An 863-nucleotide genomic window follows, 5' to 3' on the forward strand; every position below is an offset into this window, starting at 1 on the left:
ACCTTTGCCGCGCCCCCGCCCGGGTGTTGGGCTCCGCTCACAGAACGAGGCTGCTCGCGGACAGGCTGCTCACATTGCTGAGCGTGATGGACAGGTCGGCGACCTTGTCGCCATTCACGTCCGCCTGCAAGGTGTTGCTCGAGAAGCGCAGTTCCCCCGCGCTGCCCGAGAAGCCCGACCCGCCAATATAGACGAAGGTGTTGTTGGTGGCGGGCGTGAGCGTATTGGCGTCGATGGCGGACAGGTCGACCAGGTCGCCCTGTGCTGCCGAGAAGTCCGTGATCGTGTCCACCGCGCTTCCCACCGACGTGTAGATGAACGTGTCGGCCCCGGCCCCACCGGTCAATATATCGGTCCCGGCCCCGCCGACCAGCGTGTCGTCACCGGACCCGCCGTTGAGGCGATCATTGCCCGCCCCGGCCGTGAGGGTGTCGTTGCCGGCCTCGCCGACCAGCGTGTCGTCGCCGGCCCCGCCGTTGAGGCGATCATTGCCCGTCCCGGCCGTGAGGGTGTCGGCGCCCGCCCCGCCATTGAGGACGTCCGCGGCGGCCCCACCCGTGATGGCATTGGCGCGGCTGTTGCCTGTGCCGGTGAAGGAGGAGGCACCGGTATAGGTCAGGTTCTCCACATTGTTGGTGAGGGTGTAGGCCGACAGCGTCGTCTGCACCGTGTCCGTGCCTTGGCCCGCAGACTCCGTCACGGTGTCGTCGGCCGAGTCCACCACATAGGTGTCGGCCCCGGCTCCGCCGACCAGCGTGTCGTCGCCGGACCCGCCGTTGAGGCGATCATTGCCCGTCCCGGCCGTGAGGGTGTCGTTGCCCGCCCCGCCATTGAGGACGTCCGCGGCGGCCCCGCCCGTGATG

Annotated in this window: 1 protein-coding gene; it reads right to left on the reverse strand. The window is 68.9% G+C overall.

Features of this window, described 5'->3' with window-relative positions; all coding sequences use genetic code 11:
- Window positions 1–37: 37 nt before the first annotated feature.
- Window positions 38–863, reverse strand: an 826-nt coding sequence (locus HUW53_RS21700; protein ID WP_272904380.1) for a calcium-binding protein, incomplete at its 5' end; no start/stop codon positions are given.

The sequence above is a fragment of the Xanthobacter agilis genome (assembly GCF_021730435.1).
GTDB lineage: Bacteria > Pseudomonadota > Alphaproteobacteria > Rhizobiales > Xanthobacteraceae > Xanthobacter > Xanthobacter agilis.